The 26,305-nt window shown below is 68.6% G+C and carries 24 protein-coding genes; 12 read left to right on the top strand and 12 right to left on the bottom strand.

What is annotated here, in order from left to right; translation table 11 throughout:
- Positions 1–83: 83 nt before the first annotated feature.
- Genes C8P69_RS16420 through C8P69_RS16410 form a run of 3 tightly spaced genes read right to left on the bottom strand, consistent with a single transcriptional unit; the run spans position 84 to position 3,187 of the window.
- Positions 84–644, bottom strand: a complete 561-nt coding sequence (locus C8P69_RS16420) for a DUF2059 domain-containing protein (protein WP_108178512.1) — start codon at positions 642–644, stop codon at positions 84–86.
- A 54-nt stretch (positions 645–698) separates the two neighbouring features.
- Positions 699–1,400 carry a ribose-5-phosphate isomerase RpiA gene (rpiA, locus tag C8P69_RS16415; protein ID WP_108178511.1) on the bottom strand — a complete coding sequence of 234 codons (702 nt, stop codon included), beginning with the start codon at positions 1,398–1,400 and terminating at the stop codon, positions 699–701.
- Positions 1,401–1,447: 47 nt separating this feature from the next.
- On the bottom strand, positions 1,448–3,187 hold the full coding sequence (locus tag C8P69_RS16410) for an NAD+ synthase (protein ID WP_108178510.1): 1,740 nt from the start codon (positions 3,185–3,187) through the stop codon (positions 1,448–1,450).
- A 239-nt stretch (positions 3,188–3,426) separates the two neighbouring features.
- Here C8P69_RS16410 and C8P69_RS16405 point away from each other — a divergent pair, with 239 nt between their 5' ends.
- Positions 3,427–4,302 carry an outer membrane protein gene (locus C8P69_RS16405; RefSeq protein ID WP_170118273.1) on the top strand — a complete coding sequence of 292 codons (876 nt, stop codon included), beginning with the start codon at positions 3,427–3,429 and terminating at the stop codon, positions 4,300–4,302.
- A gap of 78 nt (positions 4,303–4,380) precedes the next feature.
- Here the strand turns inward: C8P69_RS16405 and C8P69_RS16400 are convergent, their stop codons facing one another.
- Positions 4,381–5,766, bottom strand: a complete 1,386-nt coding sequence (locus tag C8P69_RS16400; protein ID WP_108178508.1) for a class II 3-deoxy-7-phosphoheptulonate synthase — start codon at positions 5,764–5,766, stop codon at positions 4,381–4,383.
- 247 nt (positions 5,767–6,013) lie between these two features.
- Here C8P69_RS16400 and C8P69_RS16395 point away from each other — a divergent pair, with 247 nt between their 5' ends.
- Positions 6,014–7,507: a hypothetical protein gene (locus tag C8P69_RS16395; protein ID WP_108178507.1), complete on the top strand. Its 1,494-nt coding sequence runs from the start codon at positions 6,014–6,016 to the stop codon at positions 7,505–7,507.
- A gap of 15 nt (positions 7,508–7,522) precedes the next feature.
- On the opposite strand, the gene C8P69_RS16390 is transcribed toward C8P69_RS16395, so the two are convergent.
- Positions 7,523–8,485, bottom strand: coding sequence for an MBL fold metallo-hydrolase (locus tag C8P69_RS16390; RefSeq protein ID WP_108178506.1), 963 nt, complete (start codon positions 8,483–8,485; stop codon positions 7,523–7,525).
- Positions 8,486–8,507: 22 nt separating this feature from the next.
- Complete coding sequence (locus C8P69_RS16385) at positions 8,508–9,521, bottom strand: fumarylacetoacetate hydrolase family protein (protein ID WP_108178505.1); 1,014 nt, start codon at positions 9,519–9,521, stop codon at positions 8,508–8,510.
- Positions 9,522–9,786: 265 nt separating this feature from the next.
- On the opposite strand from C8P69_RS16385, the gene C8P69_RS16380 reads away from it, so the two are divergent.
- Entirely contained in the window at positions 9,787–10,272 is a 486-nt protein-coding gene (locus tag C8P69_RS16380; RefSeq protein WP_245902082.1) for a MarR family winged helix-turn-helix transcriptional regulator, read from the top strand.
- Positions 10,273–10,285: 13 nt separating this feature from the next.
- Here the strand turns inward: C8P69_RS16380 and C8P69_RS16375 are convergent, their stop codons facing one another.
- From C8P69_RS16375 to C8P69_RS16365, 3 genes are read right to left on the bottom strand one after another with little or no spacing between them, the layout of a single operon-like run.
- Positions 10,286–11,077: an alpha/beta fold hydrolase gene (locus tag C8P69_RS16375; protein ID WP_108178503.1), complete on the bottom strand. Its 792-nt coding sequence runs from the start codon at positions 11,075–11,077 to the stop codon at positions 10,286–10,288.
- A 3-nt stretch (positions 11,078–11,080) separates the two neighbouring features.
- Positions 11,081–12,586, bottom strand: a complete 1,506-nt coding sequence (locus C8P69_RS16370; RefSeq protein ID WP_108178502.1) for an acyl-CoA synthetase — start codon at positions 12,584–12,586, stop codon at positions 11,081–11,083.
- 21 nt (positions 12,587–12,607) lie between these two features.
- The gene (locus tag C8P69_RS16365) at positions 12,608–13,243 is read right to left on the bottom strand and encodes a TetR/AcrR family transcriptional regulator (RefSeq protein ID WP_108178592.1); all 636 of its coding nucleotides are present in this window, start codon (positions 13,241–13,243) and stop codon (positions 12,608–12,610) included.
- A gap of 136 nt (positions 13,244–13,379) precedes the next feature.
- Here C8P69_RS16365 and C8P69_RS16360 point away from each other — a divergent pair, with 136 nt between their 5' ends.
- The 9 genes from C8P69_RS16360 (at position 13,380) to C8P69_RS16320 (ending at position 24,112) form a co-directional block, all read left to right on the top strand.
- A complete protein-coding gene (locus tag C8P69_RS16360) occupies positions 13,380–14,582 on the top strand; it encodes a substrate-binding domain-containing protein (protein WP_108178591.1) in 1,203 nt (400 codons plus the stop codon).
- Positions 14,583–14,794: 212 nt separating this feature from the next.
- On the top strand, positions 14,795–15,568 hold the full coding sequence (locus C8P69_RS16355; RefSeq protein WP_108178501.1) for an ABC transporter ATP-binding protein: 774 nt from the start codon (positions 14,795–14,797) through the stop codon (positions 15,566–15,568).
- Positions 15,561–16,295: an ABC transporter ATP-binding protein gene (locus tag C8P69_RS16350; protein ID WP_108178500.1), complete on the top strand. Its 735-nt coding sequence runs from the start codon at positions 15,561–15,563 to the stop codon at positions 16,293–16,295. The genes C8P69_RS16355 and C8P69_RS16350 overlap by 8 nt, the downstream gene beginning before the upstream one ends.
- A gap of 241 nt (positions 16,296–16,536) precedes the next feature.
- On the top strand, positions 16,537–17,553 hold the full coding sequence (locus C8P69_RS16345) for a branched-chain amino acid ABC transporter permease (protein WP_108178499.1): 1,017 nt from the start codon (positions 16,537–16,539) through the stop codon (positions 17,551–17,553).
- Positions 17,554–17,558: 5 nt separating this feature from the next.
- Positions 17,559–18,620, top strand: a complete 1,062-nt coding sequence (locus C8P69_RS16340) for a branched-chain amino acid ABC transporter permease (RefSeq protein WP_245902081.1) — start codon at positions 17,559–17,561, stop codon at positions 18,618–18,620.
- Between the two features lie 63 nt (positions 18,621–18,683).
- Positions 18,684–18,893 carry a CsbD family protein gene (locus C8P69_RS16335; RefSeq protein WP_108178498.1) on the top strand — a complete coding sequence of 70 codons (210 nt, stop codon included), beginning with the start codon at positions 18,684–18,686 and terminating at the stop codon, positions 18,891–18,893.
- Between the two features lie 209 nt (positions 18,894–19,102).
- Positions 19,103–19,705 (top strand): TetR/AcrR family transcriptional regulator, encoded by a 603-nt coding sequence (locus C8P69_RS16330; protein WP_108178497.1) that lies wholly within the window; start codon positions 19,103–19,105, stop codon positions 19,703–19,705.
- A gap of 11 nt (positions 19,706–19,716) precedes the next feature.
- The gene (locus tag C8P69_RS16325; RefSeq protein WP_108178496.1) at positions 19,717–20,823 is read left to right on the top strand and encodes an efflux RND transporter periplasmic adaptor subunit; all 1,107 of its coding nucleotides are present in this window, start codon (positions 19,717–19,719) and stop codon (positions 20,821–20,823) included.
- A gap of 100 nt (positions 20,824–20,923) precedes the next feature.
- Positions 20,924–24,112, top strand: coding sequence for an efflux RND transporter permease subunit (locus C8P69_RS16320; RefSeq protein WP_108178589.1), 3,189 nt, complete (start codon positions 20,924–20,926; stop codon positions 24,110–24,112).
- Positions 24,113–24,149: 37 nt separating this feature from the next.
- On the opposite strand, the gene C8P69_RS16315 is transcribed toward C8P69_RS16320, so the two are convergent.
- From C8P69_RS16315 to kduI, 3 genes are all read right to left on the bottom strand, one after another.
- Positions 24,150–25,043 carry a sugar kinase gene (locus C8P69_RS16315; RefSeq protein ID WP_108178495.1) on the bottom strand — a complete coding sequence of 298 codons (894 nt, stop codon included), beginning with the start codon at positions 25,041–25,043 and terminating at the stop codon, positions 24,150–24,152.
- An 85-nt stretch (positions 25,044–25,128) separates the two neighbouring features.
- The gene (locus C8P69_RS16310) at positions 25,129–25,467 is read right to left on the bottom strand and encodes a cupin domain-containing protein (RefSeq protein ID WP_108178494.1); all 339 of its coding nucleotides are present in this window, start codon (positions 25,465–25,467) and stop codon (positions 25,129–25,131) included.
- Complete coding sequence (kduI, locus tag C8P69_RS16305; protein ID WP_108178493.1) at positions 25,464–26,300, bottom strand: 5-dehydro-4-deoxy-D-glucuronate isomerase; 837 nt, start codon at positions 26,298–26,300, stop codon at positions 25,464–25,466. The genes C8P69_RS16310 and kduI overlap by 4 nt, the downstream gene beginning before the upstream one ends.
- Positions 26,301–26,305: the final 5 nt, after the last annotated feature.

Raw genomic sequence — 26,305 nt, 5'->3', positions numbered from 1 at the left:
GCCCCCCGCCGCAGCGGCCGTCACCAGAACGAAAAACGCCGGGCACGAGGCCCGGCGTTTTGCATTCGGGAACGACCCGAGCGTCAGAGGCGGATGCCGCGCTTGGCGAATTCCTCACGGAAGCGGGCGACGAGATCGCGCGTGACGATCTGGCTCCACTGCTGGGTGCGCCCGAAGGTCTCTTCCATGATGGTCGGGATGGTGCGGACCAGCTTCTGGCCATCGGCCGACTGGTAGAAGGCCTGGATGCGGCGCAGCTCCTCGATGGTGAAGCGCTGGGCATAGGCGACCGCGATGCCCTGGATGAGCTCGTTCACCCGCGGCTGGAACTCGGTCTTCAGGAGGTCGCCGACCTCATTGAACTGGCGGCCGAGATCCGGGTTGGTCGGCAGGAAGAGCGACTTGGCCTGCTCGACGAAGGCGGGAATCACGTTCTCGAAGGACGCCGAGGCGCCGGAGAGCTCGACGACCTGGCGGGCGATGGCGACATGCTCGGCCGAGGGCTGAGGAGCGGCCGGGGCAGCGGGAGCGGCCGGCTGCGCCTGGGCCAGCGTGGCCGGGGGCCGCTGGGTCTGCGCGGTCGCAGCGGTCGCGGCGACAAGGGCGCTGGCCGCGACGGCTGCGGCGAACATACGGGCGAACATCGGGATCACTCCTCGGGAAGTCTCGGGCCGCGGCGTGCCGAAGCGGCTCTCGTGTCAGACACGTCCTACGACCTCTGCGCCTCCAGGGGAAGCGATGATCGCGCAGGACGCAAGACCAATGAACAGGCCGTGCTCGACCACGCCGGGCACGGAATGAAGGCGGGCACCGAGCTGGACCGGATCGGGAATCCGGATGCAGGCCGCATCAAGGATCATGTGACCGCCGTCCGTGACGAAAACATGGCCGTCGGCCTTGCGGCGCAGTGTCAGCGGGGCCGGGCAGCCGCAGGCCTCCAGCACCTTGGCGATGGCGCGTTCGGTGGCGCCAAGGCCGAAGGCGTTGACCTCGATGGGAAGCGGGAACCGGCCGAGAGCCTCGACGCGTTTGGAGGCGTCGGCGATGACGATCATGCGGCCGGAGGCGGCGGCGACGATCTTCTCGCGCAGCAGGGCGCCACCGCCCCCCTTGATGAGGTTCAACGCCGGGTCGATCTCGTCGGCGCCGTCGATGGTGATGTCGAGTTCGGGCGTCTCGTCGAGGGTGGTGAGCGGAACGCCCAGCCGCTCGGCCTGGGCCCGCGTCACCTCGGAGGTCGGCACGCCCACCACCTTCAGGCCGGCCTGCACCCGCTCGGCCAGCAGGTCGACGAAATGCTTGGCGGTGGAGCCGGTGCCGAGGCCGAGGCGCATGCCGTCCTCGACAAAGGTCAGCGCCTTGGCGGCGGCGTCGCGCTTGAGGGCTTCGGGATCGGTCATCGCTGTCTCGGCCGTCGTGTGTGGGCGCGGGATAGCGCGGGACGGGGTCAGAAGTCCACCACGTCCAGCTTCGGCATGGCGGTGGGGTTCATCACCGCCATGTCGGGACGGGGCAGCGGCTCGCCGCTGTCGCGGAAGCGGTTGACCACGGGATAGCGGCGGTCGCGGCCGAAATTGCGGGCCGTGACCTTCACGCCGGGGGCGGCCTGCCGGCGCTTGTACTCGGCGATGGCGAGGAGGCGCTCCACCTTCTTCACGGTCTCGGGGTCGTAGCCTTCCGCGACGATGGAGGCGACGGGCGCTTCCTTCTCCACGAGGCGCTCGAGGATCGCGTCGAGCACGTCATAGGGGGGCAGCGAGTCCTGGTCCTTCTGGTTCTCGCGCAGCTCGGCGGTCGGCGGCTTGGTGATGATGTTGACCGGGATCACCTCGCCGTCGGGGCCGAGAGCGCCGGCGGGCTTCCAGCGGTTGCGCAGGGCGGAGAGGCGGAAGACCTCGCTCTTGTAGAGGTCCTTCACCGGATTGTAGCCGCCATTCATGTCGCCGTAGATCGTCGCGTAGCCGACCGACATCTCGCTCTTGTTGCCGGTGGTCACCACCATGGCGCCGAACTTGTTGGAGATGGACATGAGGATCGTGCCGCGGGCACGGCTCTGCAGGTTCTCCTCGGTGATGTCGCGGTTGGTGCCCTTGAACAGCGGGGCGAGCGTCGCCTCGAGGCCTTCCACGGCGGCGGCGATCGGCACGACGTCGTAGCGCACGCCGAGCGCCCGGGCGCATTCGAAGGCGTCCTTCAGCGAATCCTCCGAGGTGAAGCGATAGGGCAGCATGACGCAATGCACCCGATCCGGCCCGAGGGCGTCGACGGCCATGGCAGCGCAGATGGCGGAATCGATGCCGCCGGACAGGCCGAGCACCACGCCGGGGAAGCGGTTCTTCTCGACATAATCGCGCAGGCCGAGGACACAGGCGGCGTAGTTCGCCTCGTCGCCGCTCTCATGCGTATGGATGGGCCCCGAAAAGCGCCAGGCGCCGTCGACGCGCTTCGCGTCGACGATGGCGATGGTCTCGGCAAAGGCGGGAAGCTGCATGGCGAGCGACCGGTCGGCGTTCACGGCCAGCGAGGCGCCGTCGAAGACCAGTTCGTCCTGCCCGCCCACCTGGTTGACGTAGAGCAGCGGCAGGTCGCTCTCGCCGATGCGGGCGACGATGGTGCTCATGCGCTCGTCATAGACGCTCTCGCGATAGGGCGAGCCGTTGGGCACGATCAGCATTTCGGCGCCGGTCTCGGAGAGGGTCTCGACCACCTCCTCGCCCCAGATGTCCTCGCAGATCGGCACGCCGATGCGCACGCCGCGGACATTGACCGGGCCGGGCAGGGGGCCGGGGGCGAAGACGCGCTTCTCGTCGAAGACCGAATAGTTCGGCAGGTCCACCTTGAACCGCACCGCCTGGATCATGCCGGCATCGGCGACCAGCACGGCATTGTAGACGCGGCCGTCCTCGGCCCAGGGCGTGGTGACGAGCAGCGCCGGTCCGCCGTCCGCGGTGTCGCGGGCCAGCGCCTCGGCGGCCTGACGGCAGGCTGCCTGGAAGGCCGGCTTCAGCACCAGATCCTCCGGCGGGTAGCCGGAGATGAAGAGTTCCGAGAAGACGACGAGATCGGCGCCCGCGGCGGCCGCATCGGCCCGTGCAGCGCGGGCCTTGGCGAGGTTGCCGGCGACATCGCCCATGACGGGATTGAGCTGGGCGACGGCGATGCGGAGCGAGGACGGCGTCTGAGTCATGGTTGAGATGTAACGCGGCGGTTCCCGGTTCTCAATGCGCAGCCGGGCAGGCCTGGGCGTGCCCAATGGACGGCGCATGGGCGCGCGGCATCGCCCCAATCCTCAACAAAAGGTAAAAATCCAAAGAGAAACAGATGGTTGTCGGATGTTGCACTTAACTCGGCAGTAACCTTGATGATTCATGAATGGTCGCGAGGGAGAGCGACCCGTGCGGGGGCGCGGCTCGCGAGGAGGCCGGAATGGCGGCGCGTTCGATGATCACGATGGGCAAGGCCGCAGGGGCGGCGGTGCTCGCGGGGCTGGTGGCCCTGGCTCACCCGGCGGCGGCAGCCGACATGTCGCTGCGCGGTTCGCTGCCGGCCTACGAGGACACCGGTCCCAACTGGTCGGGCATCTATGGCGGTGTCCATGGCGGTATCGGCAGCATGACGGCCGATACCCAGTCCATGGCCAAGCGCGAGTCGCAGCGCCTGCTCAACGGCCTCTACTATCTCAACCCGACATCCGGGACGGCGGCGCCGGACTTCATCAATGTCGATCCGGTCCGGTCCTCGCCGGTGATGTTTGGCGTCTTCGCCGGCTATCAGCAGCAGTACGAGGATGCGGTGATCGGCTTCGAGGTCGACTACAGCCGCATCGCCAGTGGCGGCGGCGGAAGCCGGTCCTGGACCCAGCCCTTCAGCGTGCTCTACGCCCAGACCGGCTATACCGACGCCTTCTCGCAGAGCACGACGGTGCGCGCCTCCATCACCGATTACGTGACGGCGCGCCTGCGCGGCGGCTGGGCCTATGGCCGGGTCATGCCCTACATCACCGGCGGCCTCGCGCTGGTGCGCGGCAACACCTCGGTGAGCTACCGCGCCGGCATCTCGCGCATCGACACCGACTCCTCCGACAGCGTCGACTGGACGGCGGCCTACAGCGACATCGTCAACTCGACCCGCAGCTCCAACGGCACGATCGGCTTCGGCTATGTCATGGGCACCGGCGTCGAGGCGCTGCTGACCAACAACATCTTCGCACGCGCCGAATATCAGTTCCTGCGCGTGCCCTCGATGGGCGGCGTGCCGGTGACGCTGCACACGATCCGCGCCGGCGTCGGCCTGAAGTACTGATCACCTGACCGAGACAGCAAAAGGCCCGCTTCGGGATGCCGGAGCGGGCCTTTCTGTTTTCTGCGCTTCGAGCGGAGCTTACTCCGCGGCTTCGCGCACCGCCGGGCTGCGGGTGAGGCGCTGGCGCTTCAGCATCTCGGCCACCTTGAACGACACTTCCAGCGCCTGCTCGGCGTTGAGCCGCGGGTCGCAATGGGTGTGGTAGCGGTCCGACAGGTCGAGGTCGGTGATCGCCGCCCGGCCGCCGGTGCATTCCGTCACGTTCTTGCCGGTCATCTCGAGATGGATGCCGCCGGCATAGGTGCCCTCGGCCGCGTGGATGGCGAAGAAGCGCTCGATCTCGCCCATGACGAGGTCGAAGGGGCGCGTCTTGTAGCCGTTGGCGGCCTTGATCGTGTTGCCGTGCATCGGATCGCAGGACCACACGACGGTGCGGCCCTCCTTCTCCACGGCGCGGATCAGGGCGGGCAGGTGCTTCTCCACCTTGTCGGCGCCGAAGCGGCAGATCAGCGTGATGCGGCCGGCCTTGTCCTCGGGGTTGAGGACGTCGAGCAGGCGGATCAGGCCGTCGGCATCGAGGCTCGGACCGCACTTGAAGGCGATCGGGTTCTTGATGCCGCGGAAATACTCGACATGGGCATGGTCGACCTGGCGGGTGCGGTCGCCGATCCACAACATGTGGCCGGAGGTGGCGTACCAGTCGCCGGAGGTGGAATCGACGCGGGTCAGCGCCTCCTCGTAGCCCAGCAACAGCGCCTCGTGGCTCGTGTAGAGCTCGGTGGTGCGCATCTCCGGATGGGCCTCGGGGTCGATGCCGCAGGCGCGCATGAAGTCGAGCGCCTCCTCGATCCGCTCGGCGAGGTGCCGATAGCGGTCGTTGGCCGGCGTGTCCTTCACGAAGCCGAGCATCCACTTCATGGCATTGTCGAGATTGGCATAGCCGCCATAGGCGAAGGCGCGCAGCAGGTTCAGCGTCGCCGCCGACTGGCGGTAGGCCATGGCCTGGCGCGTCGGATCCGGCTCGCGGGACTCCGGCGTGAAGGCGATGTCGTTGATGATGTCGCCGCGATAGGAGGGCAGCGTCACGCCGTCGATGGTCTCGGTATCGGCCGAGCGCGGCTTGGCGAACTGGCCGGCGACGCGGCCGACCTTCACGACCGGCATGCCGCCGGCATAGGTCAGCACCACCGCCATCTGCAGGAAGGCGCGGAAGAAGTCGCGGATGTTGTCGGCGCCGTGCTCAGCGAAGCTCTCGGCACAGTCACCGCCCTGCAGCAGGAAGGCCTCGCCCCTTGCGACTTTCGCGAGGGCCTTCTTCAGGTTGCGCGCCTCACCCGCAAAAACCAGCGGCGGAAAGCCCGAAAGGCGCTTCTCGACGTCCTGGAGCGCCGTCTGGTCCTTGTAGACCGGCACCTGCAGGATCGGCTTCGACCGCCAGCTCGACGGGCTCCAACGCTCGCCCATGACACGTTCCTCTCGCCTGGTCTCGCGACGGGTTCGCTCCCGCGCGAAAAAGTGATCCCTGCGCCTCGGGTCTTTGGACCACGCGGGCAGGGGAGCGACCTTATACACGAGGATGGCGATGCGGGCGAGCGGTCCGAAGGGCGGGCCGCCTCGCGGGCGATTTCGCGCCCTGGCGTGGCGGGATCGCGCGTTGCCTTGATGCGTTCCCTCCTGTACCCCCGATCCGGCCGTGACACAAAGGTTCGCCATGACCCGCACCGTCCGTAACCTCCTCCTCTCCGCCGTCGCAGCCTCGGCGCTGGTGATGGCGCAGCCGCTTGCCGCTCAGGCGCCCCACGCCATCGAGGTCACGGTGGACGAGGCCGGCTGCATCGCCGCGCCGACCCCGGCCTGCACCGCGGAACTGGCGCTCAAGGCGGCTGCCGAGGAGCCGGAGGGCTGGGCCGCCACCGCCGCCTTCGAGGCCTTCCTGCAGTCCGATCCAGACCTTGCGGCCCGCGACCGCTGGATGGCGCGCTACGAGGCCTGGGCGAAGATCGCCACCGTCGACGGCATCAAGGAGCGCATCGTGCCGGTGCGCGCCGAGCACCTGGCACGCAAGGGCGATTTCGCGGCCGCCTATCGCGAGCTCGGCCTCGACCAGCCGCAGCCGGCGCCGCTGTCGGAGCCCTCGGTGCTGATCCTCGACGAGGCCCGCTCGGGCCGCGTCGCCGATGCGCTCGGCCGGGTCGATCGCCTGGTGGAGAGCGACAGCCGCGACGAGATCCGGCTCGAACTGCTCGAGATCGCCATCGCCCGCGCGCCGGCCGAGGCCGATGCCGTGGCGAACCAGATCAAGGACCGCTTCACCCGCCGCATGGCGCAGGCGCTGCAGGCTGGCGCCCGCGGCGACATGGTCATCGCCCGCTCCATCGACGAATGGGCGCGCGGAGCGCGGGCCAACCAGACCGCTCCCTTCGACGATGCCGATACGGCGCGGCGCGACAGCTGGGACATGGTGCTGCGCGGCGCGGTCGCGGCGAACAATCTCGAGGCTTTCCGCAAGGCGCTCGCGGCCCGGCCGCCCTTCAACAGCTCGGCAGATGCGGAGTCCGCAAGCCGCATCCTGCGCGTGCTGATGCGCGAGGGGCGTGCGGAATGGATCCGCGCCTTCGGGCCGGCCCTGCGCCTGCCGCCGGAGGACGCGGTATCCGTGGACGAGGACATTGGCGGGATGCGCAACCTGCCCGCGGCGAGCCTCGTCGCCGTCGCCGAGGCGGCGGAGGCGACCGGCCGGTCGCGCGGTGCGGTGATCGACACGGCGGTCGAGATGCTGGTCGGCCGCGGCGCAGTGGCAGAGGCGCGCGACCTCTTCGTGCGTCTCGGCCGGATCGATGAGCTCAACCGCGTGACCTTCGACCAGGAGCGCGTCGGCGTGGTCTTCGAGACGCTGTGGCGCGCGGTCGTCGGCCGTGGCCCGAAGGAGGCCGTGGATGCGGTCGCGGCCCGTATCACCTCTGAAGGGGCCAAGGCCTATATCGCCCGCGTCGACGGGCTTGCGACCCGCATGCGGGCGATTGCCTCCGGCACCAAGGCTGAGGAGCCGGCCGACGACGAATGGGCGGTCATGCTCGACATCGCCATCGCCTCGGGCGATCCGATCCTGATGACCAAGATCGCGGCGTCGATGAAGGATGCCGGCCTGCGCTCGACGGCCTTCGTGCAGGTGACCAAGAACCTGTGGGAGCGCGCGGCTCGCTGAGCGCCGCGCGTCCCCTCAGCCCTGCAGCTTTGCCCACATCTCGCGGTCGCGGACATCCGTCCAGATGACGGGCCAGTCGATGCCGCTCGCCTCGTCATAGGCGCGCGAGACGTTGAAGGGCAGGCAGTGCTCGTAGATGGCGAAGGAGCCGAATTTCGGGTCGGTCGCCACGCGGCAGGCGTCGAAGGCCTGCTTCAGCGTCAGGCCCTTCGCGACGCTCTCCGCCACCGAGCCGTAGAGCGTGTCGAGGAAATCGCGGGTGAGGCGGATGCCGTCCGCCACCATGGCCGGGGAGGTGAGCGCCGCACCACGGCCGGGCACAACGGCCTTGGGCGCCAGTGCCTCGATGGCGGCAAGGGTCTTGGGCCAGTCCTTGAAATGGGCGTCACCGCAATAACAGGCCGAGTGATACTCGACGAGGTCGCCGGTGAAGGCGACGCCGGCATCGGGCACCCAGGCGACCGTGTCGCCGGCGGTGTGGCCGCGACCGAGATGCATGAGCTTCACCTCGCGACGGCCGAGCCAGACGGTCATCTCGGAGCCGAAGGTGACATGCGGCCAGGTGAGGCCGGGCGGGATCGATTCCGCGCCCGGGAAGAGGCGGGGGAACCGGCCGATCTCGCTGGCCTTGTCCTGTTCGCCCCGCTCGACGATCAGGCCACGCGTCGCGTCCGAGGCAATGATCGTGGCGCCCTCATAGGCCGATGCGCCGAGCACCCGCACCGCGTGATAGTGCGACAGCAGGACGTAGCGGATCGGCTTGTCGGTGACGGCGCGCACGCGCGCGATGACGTCGGCCGCCATGGCCGGCGTCGCCTGGGCGTCGATGACCATGCAGCCATCGTCGCCGACGATGATGCCGGAGTTCGGGTCGCCTTCGGCGGTGTAGGCATAGAGCCCCTCGCCGAGGCGGTCGAAGGAGACGGTCTTCGGCCCGAGATCGGCGGTGGAGGCGAAGGCCCTTGTCGGTTCGGTCATTGGTGCAATCCCTCGAACCGGCTCAGGCGTGGTGCTTGCGCACGATCTGGTCGATGGCGCCGAAGATCGAATGGCCGCGCTCGTCCTTCATCTCGAGGCGAACGGCATCGCCGAAGCGCATGAAGGGCGTGCGCGGGGCGCCGCCGCGAAGGGTCTCCACCGTCCGCATCTCGGCGATGCAGGCATAGCCGAGGCCGCCCTCGGCAATCGGCCGGCCGGGCCCGCCGTCGGGATCGCGGTTGGACACGGTGCCGGAGCCGATGATGGTCCCGGCGGAGAGCGCCCGGGTCTTGGCGGCATGGGCGATGAGCGTGCCGAAATCGAAGGTCATGTCGACACCCGCCTCCGGCCGGCCGAAGGGCTCGCCGTTAAGATAGGCATGGAGCGGCAGGTGCAGCTTGCCGCCGCGCCAGGCATCGCCGAGCTCGTCCGGCGTGACGGCCACCGGCGAGAATGCGGTCGAGGGCTTCGACTGGAAGAAGCCGAAGCTCTTGGCGAGCTCGGGCGCGATGAGGTTCCGCAGGCTGACGTCGTTGACGATCATGACGAGGCGGATGTGGTCGAGGGCGGCGACCGGATCGACGCCCATGGGCACGTCGTCGGTGACCACCGCCACCTCGCCCTCGAAATCGATGCCATGCGCCTCGTCCGGCAGGACGATGGGGTCGCGCGGCGGGATGAAGGTGTCGGAGCCGCCCTGATACATCAGCGGGTCGGTCCAGAAGGAGGAGGGCATCTCGGCGCCACGGGCCTGCCGGACGAGGGCGACGTGGTTCACATAGGCTGAGCCATCGGCCCACTGGTAGGCGCGCGGCAGCGGGCTGGCGCAGTCGTGCTCATGGAAGCGGAACGAGGGAACCGAGCCGTGTTCAAGCTGTTCGGCGAGATCTCCGAGGCGCGGGGCGACCTGCGACCACTGGTCCAGCGCACCTTGCAACGTCGACACAACCGGGAAGGCATCGGTCGCCCGGGTGAGATCCCGCGACACGATGACCAGCCGGCCGTCGCGGCCGTGCTTGAGAGAGGCGAGCTTCATGGCGTTTGTTTTCCCCACAGCGCATGTGAGGCCGGTCTGTCGCGGCCCCTGAAGTCATCAAAGCCTGTCCGCGCCGCCTTGACCAGAGCCGTCACCATGCGCGCCACTTCAGCGAGTTGTATTATGCTTGTCGCGTTGCAGATCGGATTGCGCAGCGATACGGTGACTTAAGGGCCGACACCGATTCCCCATGACGACCTCGATTTCCATTGACGCTATTCCATCGACCGCCTCAATGAACGGTCGCGAGACGGACGCATCCTCGATGTCTGACACGAAGCTCGAACTCGACGGGTTCCTGCCCTACCGGTTGAACCTGCTTGCCAATGTGGTGAGCCAGGGGCTGTCGACGATCTATGCCGAGCGCTACGGCTTCGGCATCCCGGAATGGCGCATCATCGCGACGCTGGGCCAGTTCGAGACCATGACCGCGAAGCAGATCGGCGCCCACAGCCACATGCACAAGACCAAGGTCTCGCGCGCCGTGGGCAGCCTGTTGCAGCGCCGGCTGATCCAGCGGCGCATCAACCGGCAGGATCTGCGCGAGGCCTTCCTGTCGCTGACCCGCGAGGGCCGGATCATCTATGACGACCTGGTGCCGGTGGCCCAGCGCTTCGCCGCGGAGCTCAGCGCGGGTTTCACGCCCCAGGAGCAGGCCCAGCTGGACACGCTCCTGCGCCGTCTCACCGAGAGCAGCCGCCGGATCCTGGCGTCCGCCCCCCAGGGCGTGGCCGAAGTGGTCGGGGACTGACCGGCGCGCGGTCCTACAGGCCAGCGGCGAACCGCGCCACCGTGGCATTAAAGGCGTCCGGCTGCTCGAGATGCGGGGCATGTCCGGCATCGGGCAGGGTGATGGCATGGCCCTGCGGCGCCGTCGCGGCGATCCAGGTGGCAACGCCGCTGCGATAGAGGCGGCTCCGGCCGCCGGCGATCGCGAGGACCGGCACGGAGAGGCGCGCCACCGTCGCGCGGTGGTCCGCCTCGGCCAGCGAACGCCAGTAGCCGGCCATCAGCGCGGGATCGCGGGCGGCGATGCGGCTCGTCGCGTCGGCCACAAGCCCGTCATCGCCCTCGCTGCCCTCCGCGAACATGGAGCGGGCGATGCGGCCGGCATAATCGCCCCAATGGCGGTGCATGCGGTCGGCCGCAGCGCGGGTCTCGTCCATGTCCTGCCCGCCGGCAAGGCCATGGCGCCACTCGGCATCGTTGGCGATGCGCGGTGACATGTCGACGATGACCAGGCCGGCGAGAGCGGGCGTCGGCCCGCGGGCGAGAAGTTCGAGGGCCAGCATGGCCCCCATGGACCAGCCGACCAGGACGGCGCCTTCGAGGTGCTCGGCAGCCAACAGGTCGGCGAGGTCATCGGCGAGCGCCGCCATGGTCGCAGGGCCGCCGGCCGACGCCCGCTCGCCATGGCCCGGCAGGTCGGGGGCGAGGAGGCGATAGCCCTGCCGCGCCAGCGGCATCTGCCGGCCGAAGAAGCTGCGGTCCACCGCCCAGCCGTGCAGCAGGACGAGCGGCGGGCCGGTGCCGATATCGGTGAGCGCCACGGCCATGGATCAGTCGCCCCGGCCGCGGGCGAGAAGCTCGCGCAGCACGTGCTTCTGGATCTTGCCCGCCGCGGTGCGGGGAAAGTCGGTGACGATGGTGATGTCCCGCGGCACCTTGTAGCCGGCTAGTCTCTCGCGGGCATGGACCCGCAGGCTGTCCGGATCTGCCTCCGCGCCCGGCCGGAGCACGACGAGGGCGTGGCCCGCCTCGCCCCAGCGGGCATCGGGAACGCCGAGCACCGCCACGTCCAGCACGGCGGGGTGGGCGTGCAGCGCGGCCTCGACCTCGGCCGGATAGACGTTCTCGCCGCCGGAGATGAACATGTCCTTGATCCGGTCGACGACGAAGTAGCAGCCGTCTGCGTCCATGCGGCCGATATCGCCGGAGCGCAGCCAGCCGCCGGGGGCGAAGGCGCGCGCCGTGGCGTCCGGGTTGTTCCAGTAGCCGGGGGTTATGCCCGGGCCGCGAAAGAGAAGTTCGCCGGCTTCGCCGGCTGCGACGTCGCGATCCTCGAGATCGACAAGGCGGACTTCTGCGAGGATCTGCGGCCGCCCCACCGAGCCGATCTTCGCCGCCGCCTCGCGCGGGTCCATGAGGAACACCGTCGGCCCGGTCTCTGTCATGCCCATGCCGTTGCAGACCGTCGCCCCGCGCGCGAGGAAGGCGCGGAGCAGCGGCTCGGCAATGGGCGCGCCGCCGCAGCCCCAGTGGCGGACAGCGCCAAGATCCGCTTGGGCGAAGGCCGGGTGCAGGCTGAGCGCCTGATAGACCGCGGGCACGCCGAAGAAGAGGCTGATGCGCGTCCCCGTCAGCAGGGTCATCACCGTGTCGGCATCGAATTTCGGGATGACGAGCGACCGGCCGCCGGCGATGAACAGGGGCAGGGCGTGGAGGTTGATGCCGGCCGTGTGGAACAGCGGCAGGAAATTGAGGGTGACATCGGCTGCGCCCATGCCGGTCGCCTGCTGGATGTTGACGGCATTGGCGAGGGCCATGCCGGCCGTCTGGATGACCGCCTTCGGCTTGCCCGTGGTCCCCGACGTGTAGAGCAGATACCAGGGCCGCTCCGTGTCCCAGGCCGCCGGGCGCGCATCGGAGACGGGGGCTACGGCACAGCGCGCGTGGAACCGGTCGAAGGTCAGCACCGCGACCCGGCCGGAGAGGCTTTCCGCGAGGTCGGCATGGGCGGCGTCGCAGATCAGCAGCTTCGGGCTGCAATCATCGAGGATGGGCACCAGTTCGGCCGGCGTCAGGCGCCAGTTCAGCGGCACGAAGACCAAGCGGGCCCGCGCGGCAGCGAAGAGCAGGACGAAGAAGGCAGGGTCGTTGTGACAGAGCACGGCGAGCCGGTCGCCCTCGACCAGGCCGAGATCGGCGAGGGCGCCCACCGCGCGCCCGACCGCCGCGTCCATCGCGGCGAAGGTCAGGGTCTCGCCGCTTCCGACCGTCTCGAAGGCAACCGCGTCGGGGGAGAGTTCAGCGCGGCGGCGGCAGAGATCCGGAACGGTCTTCACGGGGACCTCGCGCTGGTCCGATCAGCCGCGGCGGCCCGGCTTCCCCGCCCGGGGCGCCATGCCATGGGCGACAAAATCATAGGCCGCCTCGGCCGCGGCATCGAGCGCGCCATTCGGGTCATAGAGCGCGAAACGCCGCCCGACCATGTCGGTCACGCCCATGAGCGCCCAGGCGCGCACCTCGGCATTGCCGGGCGAAATCTCGCCGCGCGCTTCCGCCGTGCGAAGGCCCTCGCTGTAGCCGGCGGCGAACTCCTCGTAATAGGCGCGGTGGACCGCCGGGTCGACGAACTGGGACTCTGCCACGACCCGGTAGAGGTTCGGGTTGTCGCGCACGAACTGGAGGAAGGCGCGGATGCCGAGGCGCTCGGCCTCCATCCGGTCGGGCGCGTCCATGACGGCGCGGGTGAGGTGGTGGCGCAAGCGCCGGCCCATGCGCAGCACGAGTTCGCGCAGCACCTCCTCCTTGGAGCGGAAGTAGAGATAGAAGGTGCCCTGCGCCACTGCCGCCTCGGCCGTGATCGTGGCGATGGAGGCATCCGAGAAACCGCGGGCGCCGATCTCACGCTCAGCGGCGTCGAGGATCTTCTGCCGTGTGCGCTCCCCGCGCTGTGTCTTGGGCGCCGGCAGGGGCTCTGCCGCGTGCACGTTGCTCATGGGCGTTTCCGTCATCGCCTCCGTCCGTCGCCGTCCGGAAGCCTCCCCGCTTGACGCGTTTGTGGGACGAAGCTAGCGTGACATGAAACATGACTCAAGTGTCAGTTTGCAGAACGGATCAGGGAGGATCCCCATGCTGAGGACTACGCTGGCGGCTGCTGCCGCCTCGCTCGTGCTGGCCGCCGCGCCGCAACTCGCCGAGGCCCAGACCCGCGACGTCAAGATCTGCCTGATCGCCGGCAAGACCGGTCCGCTGGAGGCCTATGCCCGGCAGACCGAGGTCGGCTTCATGATGGGCCTCGAATATCTCACCCGCGGCACGAACACCGTCGCCGGCATGCGCATCCAGGTCATCGTCAAGGACGACCAGCTGCGTCCCGATCGCGGCAAGGCGCTGCTCGAGGAGTGCTACAACGACGATGGTGCGGCGCTGGCCGTCGGCACGACGGGTTCGCCGGTCGCGCTCGCCATGCTCCCCGTCGCCGAAGAGGCCAAGAAGATCCTCATCGTCGAGCCGGCGGTGGCCGACTCCATCACCGGCGCGCGCTGGAACCGCTACATCTTCCGCACCGGCCGCTCGTCCTATCAGGACGCGCTGGCGGCGGCGGCTTCCGTGCCGGAGAACGAGGACGTCTCCATCGGCATGCTCGGCCTCGACACCGCCTTCGGCCGTGACGGCGTCGCCGCCTACAAGGCCGCGCTCGCCGCCATCCGGCCGCGCGCCCGCATCGTCGCGGAGGAATATGCCGCCGGCAACACGGCGGACTTCGCGCCCTTCGCCGAGCGCCTCTTCGCCTCGCTGCGCGACCGCCCGGGCAAGCGCATCATCGGCTTCATCTGGGCCGGCGCCCATCCGATGGCGAAGTTCGTGGACATGCGGCCCGAGCGCTTCAACATCGCTCTTGCCCCCGGCGGCAACATCCTGCCCGCCATGAACGCCTGGAAGGCCTTCGCCGGCACCGAGGGAGGCATCTACTACTATTACGACTTCCCCCGGAACGCCCAGAACGACTGGCTGAAGGCCGAGTACCAGCGCCGTCACAACGCGCCGCCGGACTTCTTCGTGGCCGGCGGCTTCGCGGCTGCCGCGGCGGTGGTCGCGGGCCTCGAGCGGGCAGGTTCCGCGGATACCGAAAAGCTCATTGCCGCCATGGCCGGCATGACCTTCGAGACGCCGAAGGGCCCGATGACCTTCCGCCGCGAGGATCACCAGGCGCTGCAGGAGATGTATCACTTCCGCATCAAGCCGAACGCCCGGGACAATGATCTCCTGGAGCTCGTGCGGACGATCCCCGCCTCCGAGATGCCGCTGCCGATCACCAACCGGCGTACCAACTGATCGCCCCGGGTCGCGGCTGGATTCGTCCGGCCGCGGCCCGGGACCGTCACCCCCGGCGAGCCCGCAGGGCGAGGGAAGGGGGTCCAGGGGTGAGGGACTCCGGGCCGGCCCCTGGATCCCCTTCCCCTCCCGCGCTTCGCTTCGTCGGCCGGGGATGACGGGCAAAGCTGCGGCCGGGTTCTGCCATTGCTGGAAAGCCTCCTGAGCATCCCATGCCTCCCGTCCTCGAAACCCGCGGCCTGACCGTCCGCTTCGGCGGCCATGTGGCCGTCGACGCGGTGTCCTGCGCCTTCCATGCCGGCACGCTCACCGCCATCGTCGGGCCGAACGGGGCGGGCAAGACCACCTATTTCAACCTGATGTCCGGCCAGATCCCGGCGACCTCCGGCGACACGCTGCTGGAGGGCGAGGACATCTCCGGCCTCGGCGCCGCCGGCCGGGCGCAGCGCGGCATCGGCCGCGCCTTCCAGATCACCAACCTCTTCCCGAACCTCACCGTCGCCGAGAACGTGCGGCTCGCCGTGCAGGCGCGCGGGCGCGGCGCCGCGAGCCTCTTCTCGCTCTGGTCGCGCCACCGCGACTGGATCGAGAGGGCCGACCACTATCTCGAGCTCGTCAATCTCTCGGGCGTGCGCGACACGCAGGCGGCGGCGCTGCCGCATGGCGACAAGCGCAAGCTTGAGGTCGCCATCATGATGGCGCTGGAGCCCAAGGTGTTCATGTTCGACGAGCCGACGGCGGGTATGTCGGTGGATGAGGTGCCGGTCATCCTCGACCTCATCCGCACCCTGAAGCGGGACGGCGGCAAGACCATCCTGCTGGTCGAGCACAAGATGGACGTGGTGCGCTCGCTCGCCGATCGCATCGTCGTGCTGCACAACGGCAAGCTCGTCGCCGACGGCGATCCCGCCACCGTCATCGCCTCGCCGGTGGTGCAGGAGGCCTATCTCGGCCAGGCGCCGAAGCGGGAGGCCGCCCATGGCTGACGCAACGGACAAGCCGCTCCTGTCTCTCGCCGGCGTGCACACCCATATCGGCCAGTATCACATCCTGCAGGGGGTCGATCTCGACCTCCCGGCCGGCGGCATGACCGTGCTGCTCGGCCGCAATGGCGCGGGCAAGACCACGACGCTGCGCACCATCATGGGGCTATGGAAGCCCTCGCGCGGCACGGTGACCTTCGATGGCCGGCCGATCGGCGGCCAGCCGACGCCCGATATCGCCCAGGCCGGCATCGCCTATGTGCCGGAGACCATGGCGGTCTTCGCCGACCTCACCGTCGCCGAGAACATGGTGCTGGCCGCGCGGTCGGGGCCCATGGATCCGGCGCGGCTCGAGTGGATCTTCGGCCTCTTCCCGGCGCTGAAGAAGTTCTGGCAGTTTCCGGCCGGCGTGCTCTCGGGCGGGCAGAAGCAGATGCTCGCCATCGCCCGCGCCATCGCCGAGCCGCGCCGCCTCATCCTCATCGACGAGCCGACGAAGGGCATCGCGCCCGCCATCATCGAGGCGATGATCGGCGCCTTCGCCGAACTCAAGCGCGAGACGACGATCCTGCTGGTGGAGCAGAACTTCCGCTTCGCCGCGAGCCTCGGCGACCATGTGGCGGTGATGGACGACGGGCGCATCGTCCATCGCGGCGCCATGGCGGACCTCGCCCGCGACGAGGCGCTGCAGCAGCGGCTGCTCGGCCTGTCGCTCGACGCGCATCAGTGAGGGTTGTGATGGTCCTGCGCAGTGCGTTCAGATCGGCCCCTCACCCTTCCCTCTCCCCGCATGCGGGGAGAGGGGGACTTCGACGTCCCGCTTCCCCCCTTACGGCCAGTGCCAGGCGGCAACGCTGTCGAACCGAACTCAACGCCTGCGCCCCCTCTCCCCGCATGCGGGGAGAGGGAAGGGTGAGGGGCATGGCACGCCCCGACCTGCCCATCGACTGCCCCCCGGGAGGGCTCACGCCATGACCGCTGTTCCCGCCGCCTCCTCCGACACGCTCCCGACGGTGAAGCACGACTGGCTGCCGATCCTGCTGCCCATCGTGCTCTCCGCGGTCGCGCTGCCCTTCATCGGCAATGTCACCACCTGGGTGACGCTCACCGTCGCGGCGCTCGCCATGGGCATGATGATCTTCGTCATCGCCTCGGGCCTCACCCTCGTCTTCGGTCTGATGGACGTGCTGAATTTCGGCCACGGCGCCTTCATCGCGGTGGGGGCCTACATGGCGCTGTCGGTGCTCGGCCTGCTGTCGGGCTGGGTGCAGGTGGATTCGCTCGGCTGGAACCTGCTCGCCCTCGGCCTTGCCGTCTCGGTGGCCATGGTCGGCACGGGCCTGCTCGGCTGGGCCTTCGAACGGGTCATCGTCAAGCCGGTCTACGGCCAGCACCTCAAGCAGATCCTCATCACCATGGGCGGCCTCATCGTCGCCGAGCAGCTCATCCACGTGATCTGGGGCGGCGACCAGAAGGCCATGGCGCTGCCGACCGCGCTGCGCGGGGCGGTGGTCATCGGCGACTTCGCCATCGAGCGCTACCGCATCCTCGCCGTGGTGGTCGGCCTCGTCGTCTTCGCCACGATGCTGGTGGTGCTGAACCGCACCCGCATTGGCCTGCTCATTCGCGCCGGCGTCGAGAATGCCGAGATGGTCGAGGCGCTCGGCTATCGCATCCGCCGCCTCTTCGTCGGCGTCTTCGTCGCCGGCTCGGCACTGGCGGGTCTCGGCGGCGTGCTCTGGGCGCTCTATCGCGAGACGCTGACGGCCGCCATCGGCGGCGACATCATGGTGCTGGTCTTCATCGTCATCATCATCGGCGGGCTCGGCTCGGTCGGCGGCTGCTTCATCGGCGCGATCCTCGTGGCGATGATGGCGAACTACACCGCCTTCCTCCTGCCGAAGGTGGCGCTCGCCTCCAACATCCTGCTGATGGTCGCGATCCTGATGTGGCGGCCGCAGGGCCTCTATCCCGTGGCCAAGAGGTGACGGCCGTGCTGACCTCCATCCTCTCCGGCGACTTCCCCCGCAGCCGCGTGCTCACGGCCATCCTGCTGGCGATCCTCGTCGGCCTGGCGCTGGCGCCCTTCCTCTTTCCGGGCGCGGCGGCCATCAACACGGCGGCCAAGATCTGCATCTTCATCGTGCTGGTGGCGAGCTACGACCTGCTGCTCGGCTATACGGGCATCGTCTCCTTCGCCCACACCATGTTCTTCGGCATCGGCGGCTATGGCGTCGGCCTTGCGCTCTACACGTTCGGTGCGAGCTGGGGCGTCATCGGCGTCGGCATCTTGGCCGCACTCCTCGTCGGCGTGACGCTCGCCTTCCTCATCGGCCTGTTGTCGCTGCGGGTGCGGGCGATCTTCTTCGCCATGATCACCCTGGCCGTCGCCTCGGCGTTCCTGATCCTCGCCACCCAGTTCTCCGAATACACGGGCGGCGAGGACGGGCGCTCCTTCTCGGTGCCGCAGGTCCTGCGTCCCGGCTATCGCCTGCTCGAACAGCCGCTGTTCGGCACGGTGGTGAACGGCCGCATCCTCGCCTACTACCTCGTCTTCGTCGCCGCCGTCGTCCTCTTCCTCGTGGCGCTGCGGGTGGTGAACTCGCCCTTCGGCCGGGTGCTGCAGGCCATCCGCGAGAACGACATGCGGGCCGAGGCGCTGGGCTACCGCGTCGTCTACTACCGCACCGTCGCCAATTGCCTCGCCGCGGGGATGGCAGTGCTGGCGGGCGCCATGAGCGCCATCTGGCTGCGCTACACCGGACCCGACACGACGCTGTCCTTCGCCATCATGCTGGACATCCTGCTGATGGTGGTGATCGGCGGCATGGGCACGCTCTACGGGGCGGTGGTCGGCGCGACCCTGTTCATCGTCGCGCAGAACTATCTGCAGAAGCTGATGGGCCTTGCCTCGGCCGCGACCGAGGGCCTGCCGCTCATCCCGAAGCTGGTCCATCCGGACCGCTGGCTGCTGCTGCTCGGCATCCTCTTCGTCCTCAGCGTCTATTTCTTCCCCACCGGCATCGTCGGACGACTGCGCGGCAAATCCGGCTGAGGCTGCGGAACCTCGGGGCGGTCGGGCGGTTTCTGAGCCATCGCAAACGCTCAGGAGGCGCTGATGAACTGGGATCGTGTCGAGGGCAACTGGAAGCAGCTCAAGGGCACCATCAAGGAACAGTGGGGCAAGCTGACCGACGACGACCTCGACGTCATCGCCGGCAAGCGCGACCAGCTCGAGGGCAAGCTGCAGGAACGCTACGGCTACGCCCGCGACCAGGCGGCCTCGGAGGTCGACACCTGGTACAACAGCCGCAACTGGCTGCCCTGAGCCCTTATCACCACGAGTAGTGCGCCCGGGCGGCTCTCAGGGCAGCGCCGGGTCAAAGGCCCGCCCCTCCAACGGGGGGCGGGTCTTGTCGTACTTGCGGCCTTTGACTCACGGTTTGTTAGGGGTTCCCGCTGCACTGCAAAATACCTCTTGACTCACACATGCGAAGTGATAACTTTCCAAAATCGTCAGTCATAAGTCGTTAACCCATGAGCTCCCGCGCCCGCTTCACCGCCGACGAGACCCGCGAACGGATCCTCACCGTCGCCGAGGAGCACTTCCGTCGCGTGGGCTATGCGAAGACGGCCATCGCCGACCTTGCCAACGAACTCGGCATGAGCTCGGCCAATGTCTATCGGTTCTTCCCGTCGAAATCGGCGATCTGCGAAGAGATCGCCCGCCGCATGCTGGACCAGTGCCATGGCCTGCTGCGCGACATCATCGCCGACCGCACGGCCTCGGCAGAGGACCGCCTCGCCCGCATGACCATGACGCTACATCGCTTCAACAAGGCGCAGTTCTTCGACGAGCGGCGCCTCTACGACATGGTCGAGGCGGCCATGACCGAGAGCTGGCCCGTCATCAAGGCCCATCTCGACACGCTCGTCGCCCTCTTCGCGGAGGTTATCCGCGAGGGAATGGCGGCCGGCGAATTCATCGTGCGTGATCCCATCGAGGCGGCCACCTGCTTCAAGCAGTGCCACGTCAGCGTCTTCCATCCGACCCTGATCGCCCATTGCGCCTTCGACGAGGATCTCGACGAGCAGACAGCCCGTCTCACCCGTTTCGCCATCCGCGCCCTGAAAGCCTGAGGACCACCATCATGTCCCGCACCACCGGCTTCCGCATCGCCCCCCTCGCCAGCGTCGCGCTCATCGCGCTGGCGCTCGCGGCCTGCACCGACGGCAATGCCCGCACCGACGCCAAGGCGCAGGAGGTCCAGGCCCGCGCCGTCCGCGTCGAGACCGTGGCCTTCAAGCCGCAGTCCCGCGAACGCAGCTTCGTCGGCACGGTGCGCCCGCGCATCGAGAGCGACCTTGGCTTCCGCGTCGCCGGCAAGATCGCCGAGCGCCTCGTCAACCAGGGCCAGAGCGTCAAGCAGGGCCAGCCGCTGGCCCGCCTCGACAGCATTGACCTCCTGCTCCAGCGCCAGCAGGCCGAGGCCGAGCTCGCCGCGGCGCAGATCAACCTCGACGCCTCGCTCGCCCAGGACAAGCGCACGCAGGACCTGCGCGCCGCCGGCTGGGCCACCCAGGCGACCCTCGACACCCAGCTCGCCAAGACGGCCGATGCCCGCGGCCGCCTCGATAAGGCCAAGCGCGCCCTCGAGCTCGCCAACAACCAGCTCGCCTATGCGACCCTCACCGCCGACAGCGATGGCGTCGTCACCGCGACCCTCGCCGAGCCCGGCCAGGTCGTGACCGCCGGCACGCCCGTCGTCCGTCTTGCCCGCTCCGGCGAGCGCGAGGCCGTGGTCTCGGTGCCCGAGGCGCTGATCGAGAACGTGCGCACCGGCGTTGCCACGGTCAGCCTCTGGAGCAATGCCGGCAAGGTCTACCCGGCCACCCTGCGTGAGTTTGCCGCCGCTGCCGACACGGCAACGCGCACCTTCCAGGCCCGTTTCACCATCCAGAACGCCGATGACGGCGTGGTCATTGGTATGACCGCGACCGTCACGGTTGGCGAGCCCGCGTCCGCCCGCGTGGCTCGCCTCCCCATCTCCGCGCTCTTCTCCGAAGGTCGCGGTCCGTCGGTCTTCGTCGTCGACCCGGCGACCGGAGGCCTGACGCTGAAGGCGGTCACCGTCGCCGGCTATGACGGTCGCGACGTGCTGATCTCCGCCGGCGTCGACGAGGGCGACAAGGTCGTCGCCCTTGGTGTCCACAAGCTGGACGTTCAGCAGCGCGTGCGCATCGTCGACGGCCGCTGATCCAACCCGGCCCGGCGCCTTCGTCTCCGACCGATCCCCGAACCGTACCTCCGCGGAGCGACCCGCCATGTCCGCCGCCCATGACAGCCACGACGCCGCCCTGACCCAGGGCAACTGGTCCCACTGGGCGGTCACGCACCGGCCGCTGGTGCTCTTCGCCATCCTCATCGTGATGGCGGCCGGCATCATCTCGTACATGCGGCTCGGGCAGGCGGAGGATCCGTCCTTCACCATCAAGGTGGTCACCATCACCGCGGCCTGGCCGGGCGCCACCGCCCGCGAGATGCAAGACCAGGTGTCCGAGCGGATCGAGAAGAAGCTGCAGGAACTGCCCTATTTCGAGCGGGCGCAGACCTATACCAAGTCCGGCTTCACGGCGATCCAGATGGTGTTCCGCGACACCACCCCGCCGCGCGACGTGCCGCAGCTCTTCTACCAGGTGCGCAAGAAGCTCGACGATCTGAAGTCGGACCTGCCGAGCGGCCTCATCGGCCCGAATGTCAACGACGAGTTCGGCGACGTCGATTCCGTGCTCTACACCCTCACCGGTGAAGGGGCGACCTATGCCGACCTGAAGCGCATTGCCGAGCGGCTGAAGAGCCATCTGCTGCGCGTGCCGAACGTCACCAAGGTCAATCTCTACGGCGCGCAGGACGAGCGGATCTTCGTCGAGTTCAGCCATGCCAAGCTCGCCACCCTCGGCGTCTCGGTCTCGACTATCTTCGACAGCCTGCAGAAGCAGAACGCCGTCACGCCCGCCGGCACGATCGACACCAGCACGTCCCGCGTTCCGTTGCGCGTCACCGGCGCGCTCGACGGGGTCGAGGCGGTGGCCGCGACGCCGGTCGACGTGAACGGCCGTATCTTCCGGCTCGGCGACATCGCCACGATCTCCCGCGGCTTCGTCGATCCCCCGACCTATCTCATCCGCCAGGAGGGCCAACAGGCCCTGCTGGTCGGCGTCGTCATGCAGAAGGGCGCCAACATCACCACGCTCGGCGACGATCTCGAGCGCTCGGTGCAGAGCTTCCGCGCGGAATTGCCGGTCGGCATCGAGATGGGCCAGATCGCCGACCAGCCGCATGTCGTTCGCGAGGCGGTCTCGGAGTTCAAGACCTCCTTCGTCGAGGCGCTGGCCATCGTGCTCTTCGTCTCCTTCGTCTCGCTTGGCCTGCGCACCGGCATCATCGTCGCCCTGTCCGTGCCGCTCGTCCTCGCGGTCGTTTTCACGCTCATGTACATGCTGGGCATCGACCTGCACCGCATCTCGCTCGGCGCGCTGATCATCGCCCTCGGCCTGCTGGTCGATGACGCGATCATCGCGGTCGAGATGATGGTGGTGAAGATGGAGCAGGGCTGGGACCGCGTCTCCGCGGCGGCCTATGCCTGGACCTCGACCGCCTTCCCGATGCTGACCGGCACGCTCGTCACCGCCATCGGCTTCCTTCCCGTCGGCCTCGCCAATTCCTCCACCGGTGAATATGCCGGCTCGATCTTCTGGGTCGTCGGCATGGCCCTCGTCGTGTCATGGTTCGTGGCCGTGCTGTTCACGCCCTATCTCGGCTCGGTGCTGCTGCCGGACTTCCATGCCCTCGCCGAGCGCAAGTACCAGCGCGCGGTGAAGCGGGCCGAGAAGCGCGGCAAGCCGATCCCGCCGAAGCCGGATCATTCCGATCCCAATGCGCTCTACAACACGCCGATGTACGAGGCCCTGCGTCGCATCGTGCGCTGGTCGGTCGACCACAAGTTCGTCGTGGTCATCGCCACGGTCGCGATCTTCGCCGGCTCGCTCGTCGCCTTCACCCGCGTACAGCAGCAGTTCTTCCCGATTTCGGGCCGTCTCGAACTGTTCCTCGAGATGCGCATGCCGCAGGGTTCATCGATCACCGCCTCGCTGGACACCGCCAAGCGCGCCGAGGCGATGCTCAAGGGCGATGGCGACATCCGCACCTACACGACCTATGTCGGCCAGGGCTCGCCGCGCTTCTGGCTCGGCCTCAATCCGCAGCTCCCCGACGAGTCGTTCTCGCAGATCGTCATCCAGACGAAGGACCTCGCCGCCCGCGAGCGGGTTAAGACCCGGCTCGAGAAGGCCATTGCCGAGGGCGCCCTGTCCGAAGCCCGCGTCCGCGTCGACCGGTTCAATTTCGGCCCGCCGGTCGGCTTCCCCGTGCAGTATCGCGTCATCGGCACCGAGCCGCAGGCCGTGCGCGACATGGCGGTGAAGGTGCGCGAGATCATGCGCGCCAACCCCAGCACCCGCGACCCGCATCTCGACTGGAACGAGCAGTCGCCCTCGGTCCGCCTCGTCGTCGACCAGGACCGCGCGCGTTCCCTCGGCCTCAACGTCCAGGACGTCGCCCAGACGCTGCAGACGCTGCTCTCTGGTGTCACCGTCACGACCATCCGCGACCGCACCGAGAAGGTCGACATCCTCGCCCGCGCCGTGCCGAACGAGCGCGTCGACCTCGGCCGCATCGGCGACCTGACCATCGTCGCCCGCGGCGGCGTGCCGGTGCCACTGGCGCAGGTCGCGCGGATCGAGTTCGACCAGGAGGATCCGATCCTCTGGCGGCGCAATCGCGAGCTCGCCATCACGGTCCGCTCGGATATCGTCGACGGCATCCAGCCGGCCGTGGTCTCCGGCCAGGTGGGCGAGGCGCTCAAGGACCTCAAGGCGTCGCTGCCGCCGGGCATGCGCATCGAGGTCGGTGGCGCGGTGGAGGAATCGGAGAAGGCGAATGCCTCGCTGGCGGCCCTCTTCCCGGTCATGGCGCTTGGCATGCTCACCGTGCTGATGATCCAGCTCCAGTCCTTCTCGCGGCTGCTGCTGGTCTTCTCCACGGCGCCGCTGGGCCTCATCGGCGCGTCGCTGGCGCTCAACCTGCTCTCCGCGCCGTTCGGCTTCGTCGCCCTGCTCGGCCTCATCGCCCTTGCCGGCATGATCATGCGCAACACGGTCATCCTGGTGCAGCAGATCGACGAGAACCGCGAGGCCGGCCTTTCGCTCTATGACGCGATCGTCGAGGCCACCGTGCACCGCGCGCGGCCGGTGGTTCTGACCGCCCTTGCGGCCATCCTCGCCATGGTGCCGCTGGCCCGCTCGCTGTTCTGGGGCCCCATGGCCATCACCATCGGCGGCGGTCTCTTCGCGGCGACGCTGCTGACCATCCTGTTCCTGCCGGCGCTCTATGCGGTGTGGTTCAGGGTCCGCAAGCCGAAGCCGGGCGAGGTGGAAAAGCCCGCGGCTGAACCCACCCCCGCCGGCCTCTCCCTCGCCGCCGAATGACCTGCAAAAGCCCGGCCCCCGCGCCGGGCTTTTTCGTTCAGGCCCCCTGCTCGTAGGCCGCCCGCACCGCCGCGATGTCGGCAAGGGTCGGCAGGCTGGCCTCGTTGCCGAGATGCTGGATCGCATGGGCGGAGGCCGCGCGGGCGAAGCGGAAATGCTCGTCCCACGTCCCCTCCGGATTGGCGAGCGCGGCATAGCAATAGGCGCCGTGGAAAATGTCGCCGGCGCCGTTCGTGTCGATGACCTTCTCGGAGGGCACGGCAAGGGCGGGCAGGGCGTGGGTCACGCCGGCCGCGTCGATCCAGATCAGGCCGCGCTCGCCAAGCGTCACCGCGCCGATCTTGCAGCCGCGGGAATGGAGATAGGTGAGCATCTCCGCGGGCGTCAGTTCCATCTGCTCGCACAGGCGCTCAGCCACCACCGCCACGTCGATATAGCCGAGCAGCTCCTCGGTGTTGGACCTGAGGCCGCCGCCGTCGAGCGAGGTCAGGATGCCGCGCTCCCGGCAGGCCTTGGCATAGGCGAGCGCCGCGTCGGCCTGGTGGCCGTCGAGGTGGAGGAGGCGGCAGCCGCCCAGCGTCAGGGTCGGATACGGGTGCAGGTAGGCGTCGTCGCGGGCGCGCAGGATGGCGCGCTTGCCGTTGTTGGGAATGACGAAGGAGAGCGAGGAGCGCTTTACCGGGCGCGGATTGACGAAGACGCCGTAACGCGCCGCCATGTCGGTGAACATGCGGCCGAGCCAGTCTGGAGCGAGCGAGGTCAGCAGGTCTGGCTGGATGCCGAGCTTGGCGCAGGCGAAGGCGGCGGTCACCGCATTGCCGCCGAAGGAGACGGCATGGTCGCGGGCGACGGCCTTTTCGTCCCCCGTGGGAATGGCATCCGCCACCAGGGTGACGTCGATATAGGTCTGTCCGATGAAGAGTGCGTCCATGCCGCCGAAGGTCCCGCCGTTATCGGCCCAAAGTGTGGCCGGTCATCAACGGCGAGCCCCTTGGGGGAGGTTCCCCTGCCGACGATCAGAGGAAATCGTCGCGCCGCGGGGTGAAGGTGTCGACCAGTTCGCCGGCCTCGAGCGCGACGACGCCATGGACGAGGTTGGTCGGCACGATGAAGCTGTCGCCGGCGTTAAGCACGGCCTTGCGGCCGTCGATGGTGACCTCGAAGCGCCCGCGCGCCACCAGCGTGCACTGGATGTGCGGGTGCTGGTGCGGCGCGCCGATGGCGCCCTTCTCGAAGACGACGCGGACCATCATGACGCTGGCGTCGTGGGTGAGGATCTTGCGCTTCACCCCGCCGCCGAGGTCGGTCCAGGCGACATCGCCGTCATGCAGGAAGATGTCGGTGCCGGCGCTCATCGCAGCGCCTCCATCGGGATCATGTCCATGTCCGTGAAGTCCTGGTTGTCGCCACCCATGGCCCAGACGAAGGAATAGGCCGCCGTGCCGCAGCCTGAATGGATGGACCAGGGCGGCGAGATGATCGCCTGGTCGTTGGCGACGACGAGGTGGCGCGTCTCCTGTGGCTCGCCCATGAGGTGGAAGACGCGGGTGTCCGGCTTCATGTCGAAATAGAGATAGGCCTCGCAGCGCCGGTCGTGGACATGGCTCGGCATGGTGTTCCAGGTGTTGCCGGGCTTCAGGGTGGTGAGGCCCATCACCAGCTGGCAGGACTGGACCCGGCCGGGGATGATGTACTGGCGCAGCGTGCGGGTGTTGGCCTGCTCCTGCGTGCCGAGCTCCAGCGCATTGGCCTCGGCTTCCCGCACCAGGATGGTGCGGTGGCGGGCATGGGCCGGCGTCGAGAAAAGATAGAACTTTGCCGGCTCATCATGGCTCTGGGACTCGAACCGGACGTCGGTCGTGCCCATGGCGACATAGAGCATGTCGCGATGGTGGACGTTGAAGGTCTCGCCGTCGCAGATGACGCGGCCGGCGCCGCCGACATTGCAGATGCCGAGTTCGCGGCGGGCGAGGAAGGTCGCCTGGCCGATGGGCTTGGAAGTCTCCAGCTTGAGCGGGCCGTTCACCGGCATGGCGCCGCCGACGATGATGCGGTCGACATGGCTGTAGGTCAGCTCGATGGAGTCCGCCTTGAACAGGGTCTCCACGAGGAAATGGGCGCGCAGCTGGGTGGTGTCATAGGCGCGGGCGGCATCCGGATGGGACGCCTGGCGGACGGTGATGGACATGTCGG

It is taken from the genome of Phreatobacter oligotrophus, from assembly GCF_003046185.1.
In the GTDB taxonomy this organism is placed as follows: domain Bacteria; phylum Pseudomonadota; class Alphaproteobacteria; order Rhizobiales; family Phreatobacteraceae; genus Phreatobacter; species Phreatobacter oligotrophus.
Note: the sequence above shows the minus strand (reverse complement) of the source record. Positions and strands in the feature narration are given on the sequence as shown.

What these genes read in the sequence shown, in the direction of transcription:
- C8P69_RS16420 (WP_108178512.1), bottom strand. Translation starts at nt 644, where the DNA reads ATGTTCGCCCGTATGTTCGCCGCAGCCGTCGCGGCCAGCGCCCTTGTC.
- rpiA (WP_108178511.1), bottom strand. Translation starts at nt 1,400, where the DNA reads ATGACCGATCCCGAAGCCCTCAAGCGCGACGCCGCCGCCAAGGCGCTG.
- C8P69_RS16410 (WP_108178510.1), bottom strand. Translation starts at nt 3,187, where the DNA reads ATGACTCAGACGCCGTCCTCGCTCCGCATCGCCGTCGCCCAGCTCAAT.
- C8P69_RS16405 (WP_170118273.1), top strand. Translation starts at nt 3,427, where the DNA reads ATGGCGGCGCGTTCGATGATCACGATGGGCAAGGCCGCAGGGGCGGCG.
- C8P69_RS16400 (WP_108178508.1), bottom strand. Translation starts at nt 5,766, where the DNA reads ATGGGCGAGCGTTGGAGCCCGTCGAGCTGGCGGTCGAAGCCGATCCTG.
- C8P69_RS16395 (WP_108178507.1), top strand. Translation starts at nt 6,014, where the DNA reads ATGACCCGCACCGTCCGTAACCTCCTCCTCTCCGCCGTCGCAGCCTCG.
- C8P69_RS16390 (WP_108178506.1), bottom strand. Translation starts at nt 8,485, where the DNA reads ATGACCGAACCGACAAGGGCCTTCGCCTCCACCGCCGATCTCGGGCCG.
- C8P69_RS16385 (WP_108178505.1), bottom strand. Translation starts at nt 9,521, where the DNA reads ATGAAGCTCGCCTCTCTCAAGCACGGCCGCGACGGCCGGCTGGTCATC.
- C8P69_RS16380 (WP_245902082.1), top strand. Translation starts at nt 9,787, where the DNA reads ATGTCTGACACGAAGCTCGAACTCGACGGGTTCCTGCCCTACCGGTTG.
- C8P69_RS16375 (WP_108178503.1), bottom strand. Translation starts at nt 11,077, where the DNA reads ATGGCCGTGGCGCTCACCGATATCGGCACCGGCCCGCCGCTCGTCCTG.
- C8P69_RS16365 (WP_108178592.1), bottom strand. Translation starts at nt 13,243, where the DNA reads ATGAGCAACGTGCACGCGGCAGAGCCCCTGCCGGCGCCCAAGACACAG.
- C8P69_RS16355 (WP_108178501.1), top strand. Translation starts at nt 14,795, where the DNA reads ATGCCTCCCGTCCTCGAAACCCGCGGCCTGACCGTCCGCTTCGGCGGC.
- C8P69_RS16350 (WP_108178500.1), top strand. Translation starts at nt 15,561, where the DNA reads ATGGCTGACGCAACGGACAAGCCGCTCCTGTCTCTCGCCGGCGTGCAC.
- C8P69_RS16345 (WP_108178499.1), top strand. Translation starts at nt 16,537, where the DNA reads ATGACCGCTGTTCCCGCCGCCTCCTCCGACACGCTCCCGACGGTGAAG.
- C8P69_RS16335 (WP_108178498.1), top strand. Translation starts at nt 18,684, where the DNA reads ATGAACTGGGATCGTGTCGAGGGCAACTGGAAGCAGCTCAAGGGCACC.
- C8P69_RS16330 (WP_108178497.1), top strand. Translation starts at nt 19,103, where the DNA reads ATGAGCTCCCGCGCCCGCTTCACCGCCGACGAGACCCGCGAACGGATC.
- C8P69_RS16325 (WP_108178496.1), top strand. Translation starts at nt 19,717, where the DNA reads ATGTCCCGCACCACCGGCTTCCGCATCGCCCCCCTCGCCAGCGTCGCG.
- C8P69_RS16315 (WP_108178495.1), bottom strand. Translation starts at nt 25,043, where the DNA reads ATGGACGCACTCTTCATCGGACAGACCTATATCGACGTCACCCTGGTG.
- C8P69_RS16310 (WP_108178494.1), bottom strand. Translation starts at nt 25,467, where the DNA reads ATGAGCGCCGGCACCGACATCTTCCTGCATGACGGCGATGTCGCCTGG.
- kduI (WP_108178493.1), bottom strand. Translation starts at nt 26,300, where the DNA reads ATGTCCATCACCGTCCGCCAGGCGTCCCATCCGGATGCCGCCCGCGCC.